At 75.9% G+C, this 3,467-nt stretch carries 3 protein-coding genes; 1 reads left to right on the top strand and 2 read right to left on the bottom strand.

Going from position 1 to position 3,467, the window contains the following annotated elements; genetic code table 11:
* A partial coding sequence (locus tag PAI11_RS10705; protein ID WP_138974230.1) for a chromate transporter occupies positions 1–491 on the bottom strand: 491 nt, incomplete at its 3' end.
* 122 nt (positions 492–613) lie between these two features.
* Positions 614–1,282 (bottom strand): TetR/AcrR family transcriptional regulator, encoded by a 669-nt coding sequence (locus PAI11_RS24250; protein ID WP_007574238.1) that lies wholly within the window; start codon positions 1,280–1,282, stop codon positions 614–616.
* 217 nt (positions 1,283–1,499) lie between these two features.
* On the opposite strand from PAI11_RS24250, the gene PAI11_RS10695 reads away from it, so the two are divergent.
* The coding region (locus tag PAI11_RS10695; RefSeq protein WP_050897205.1) for a CocE/NonD family hydrolase at positions 1,500–3,467 on the top strand (1,968 nt) is incomplete at its 3' end.

Here is a 3,467-nt window from a genome sequence, read left to right as displayed (position 1 = left end):
CGCTCGGGGCGCGCCCGGGACCAGCTCGGGCGGAGCAGGCCCCAGCCGGCGTGCAGCGCGATCGCCGCCACCACCGCGCCGGCCCCGGCGCCGGCGCCCCGCAGCCAGTCCGGCGGCGCGTCGGCCAGGAACGCGGCGGCGAGCGCGACGATCAGGACCAGGCCGGGCAGGACGAAGGCCAGACCGCCGACCAGGGCGCCCGCGATCCCCCGCAGCTGCCAGGCGCAGAGGATCGCCAGCTGGGTCGAGCCCGGCCCCGGGAGCAGGTTGGTGACGGCGATCGCGTCCTCCAGCTCCTCGCCGTCGATCCACCGCCGGCGGGTGACGACCGTCTCGCGCAGCATCGCGATGTGCGCGGGAGGCCCGCCGAAGCCGAGGCAGCCGATCCGGCCCCACTCGCGGCCGATCTCGCGCAGCGACGGCGGAGGCGCGACGGCGGGCGCCGGAGCGCCGGGCCGGCCGGGCGCCGGGGCTGGTCGATCGGCGGCCATGCCGCGCCACGGTAGACGACGGAGCCGGCTCGGTTGTGGCCTCCCGGTGGCCGGCGGGCGGGCGATGGGGATGGCCGCGACGCTGACCGTCCGGTAGCGACCCCGCGTTCGCGGGGCCGGGCTCAGCGGCCGTCGTCGGCGGTGGTGGCGGCCGCGTCGCCGGCGACGCTCGCCAGGCCGCCCCAGGCGAAGGTCAGGTGGTAGGCGACCACCTGCTCGCGCGTCAGCGCCGGATGCCGGCGCCACCAGCGGGCCAGCTCGACCCCGGTGCCGTTGAGCGCCTGGGAGAAGGCGTCGATCGTCTGGGCGTCGAGGTTCGGCGCCGCCTGCGCCAGCAGGCCGGCGATCACGTCGGCGGTGTTGCGCCGCAGCTGCAGGGCCCCGTCGGCGGCGGGGCCCGAGACCGGCATCCCGTTGCCGAACAGCACGTCCCACTCGCGGCCGTTGTCCTCGACGAACCGGAAGTAGGCGTCGATCCCGGCCCGCAGCTGCCCCTCGGCGTCCTCGTCGGGATCGATCGCCTCGGCCAGCTGCCGCTCCAGCTGCTGGCGGGCCCGGCGCAGGCAGGCCAGGTAGATCCCGTCCTTGGACCCGTAGTGCTTGTAGACCACCGGCCGCGTGACCCCCGCCGCCGCCGCGATGTCGACGATCGAGGTCGCCTCGTAGCCCTGCTCGGCGAAGACGCTGAGCGCGGTGTCCAGCAACTGCTCCTCGCGCAGCGCGCGCGGGACCTGACCGTTCGGGTGCCCGCCGACCGACGCGATCGGCGCACCGGTCCGGCGACTGCTCATCGGGGATCCCGGGACGGTTGCACGCGTGCAACGTTAGTACCTGCGGAGGCGAGCGGCACACCGCCCGGACGCCTCGCCGGAAACCCGACCGGTGGTAGTTTCCCCGGCGGGAGATCCGCGCGTGGGGCGCGGGCGTGCTGGCAGGGGAGAGCGGATGCGCGGGAATCGATCGGGGCGCGCGCGGCGACGCGCGGCTCGCACAGCGGTGGCGGGATGCGTGGCGACGGCGGTCCTCGCCGCGTCGGCGTCGGCCGCGTCGGCGGCCGACCTGCCGGTCCCGGTGCGGGTCGAGCCGGGCCCCGTCCGACAGGAGGCCGGCTTCACCGTCCAGCCGCTGACCTTCACCGTGCGGGTCGGGGTCGGCGACACCCAGAGCTGCCTGGTCGAGACCAAGCTGAACCGCCCCACGTCGGCCACCGCCGCCCGACCGGCCCCGGCGATCCTCGTCACCAACGGCTTCGGCGGCAACGTCGGCGGCGAGCGCTCCCAGGCCGCCGGCCTCGCCCGCAAGGGCTACGTCGTGCTCGCCTACTCCGGCCTCGGCTGGGGCAACTCCGGCTGCAAGATCAGCCTCGACGACCCGGACTTCGACGGTCGCGCGGCCAGCGCGCTGATCTCGTACCTGGGCGGTGCCCGCGTGCCGGGCGGTCAGACGGTCGACTTCGTCCGCCGCGACGCCAAGGCCCACGACGGCAGCGTCCGCCCGAACGACCCGCGGGCCGGGATGATCGGCGGCTCCTACGGCGGCCAGGTCCAGTTCGCCACCGCGAGCGTCGACCCGCGGCTCGACACGATCGTTCCCCAGAACACCTGGAACGACCTGCGCTACTCGCTGGCGCCGAACAACGCCGACCTCCGCCCCGGGGTCCAGAGCGCCGAGCCCGGCGCGCTGAAGCTGCTCTGGAGCCTGGGCTTCTTCACCTCCGGCCTGGCCAACGGCATCAACGGGCTCAGCGTCGACCCCGGGCAGCGGACCCTCGTCTGCCCCGGCTTCGACCTGCAGCTGTGCGCCGCCGCCACGATGGCGCTGGTCCAGGGCTATCCGCCGTCGGGGCTGGCGCGGATCCTCCGCCACGCGTCGGTCGCCGACTACGTCGACCGGGTGCGGATCCCGACGATGCTGGCCCAGGGCCAGGAGGACTCGCTCTTCAACCTCCAGGAGTCGGTCGCCACCTACGACGCGCTGCGCGCACGCGGCGTCCCGGTGAAGCTGATCTGGCACCACATCGGCCACAGCGGCGGCAAGGTCCCGGGCGAGGTCGACGTCTCGTTCCGCAAGCCGGCCTACGAGAGCACCGCCGTGCTGGAGTGGTTCGGGCACTGGCTGAAGGGCGACCCGAAGGTCCCGTCGCTCGACTTCACCTACTTCCGCGAGTGGGCGCCCTACCAGGGGGACGCGACCCCGGCCTACGCGCGCTCGGCCAGCTTCCCGCCCGCCGGCCGCACCGCCGCCTACGAGCTGTCGGCCGACGGCACCCTGCAGCCGGAGGGGGCGCCGACGAAGGTCGGCGACCCGAGCTTCCTGACCACCGTCGCCGGGCTGCCGACCGGGCTGACGACCTTCAGCCTCTTCGAGCTGGGCTCGCAGCCGGTCGACCTGCCGGGCACCTCGACGAGCTTCACCAGCGCGCCGCTGACCGCGGACGCCGACGTCGTCGGCATCCCGACGGTGCGGCTGCGGATCAACCCCGGGCTGGCCGGGGTCACCGGGGCGCTGCTCGGCGAGCTGGGCCAGGCGGTGGTCTTCGTCCGGCTGGAGGACCTGCATCCGGACGGCACCGCCGAGCTGCCGGCCGAGCTGACCTCGCCGGTGCGGGTCCCGACCGACGGCCGGCCGATCACGGTCAGCCTGCCCGGCATCGTCCACCGCTTCCCCCGCGGCCACCGGTTCCGGCTGGTCGTCGCCGGCGGCGACCTGGCCTTCCGCGGGTCGACCGTGCCGACGCCGGTCTCGATCAGCCTCCAGCCCGGGGTGCCCTCGCCGCTGCGGATCCCGGTCGTCCCGCTGGCCCAGCAGGGAGGCATCGTGCGAGCCGCGCTGCCGGCCGGCCCGGGCGCCCGCCCGAGCCGCGCGCGGCCGCGGGTGACCCGGATCCGGCTGACCGCGCGGCGGCTGTCGCTGCGCGTCTCCTCGCCGGCGACGGTGCGGGTCGCGATCGCGCGCCGGGCGGTCCGGCGGGTGCGG

It is taken from the genome of Patulibacter medicamentivorans, assembly GCF_000240225.1.
Taxonomy (GTDB): domain Bacteria; phylum Actinomycetota; class Thermoleophilia; order Solirubrobacterales; family Solirubrobacteraceae; genus Patulibacter; species Patulibacter medicamentivorans.
The sequence above is the reverse complement of the archived record's forward strand: the minus strand, read 5'-3'. Positions and strand labels throughout refer to the sequence as shown.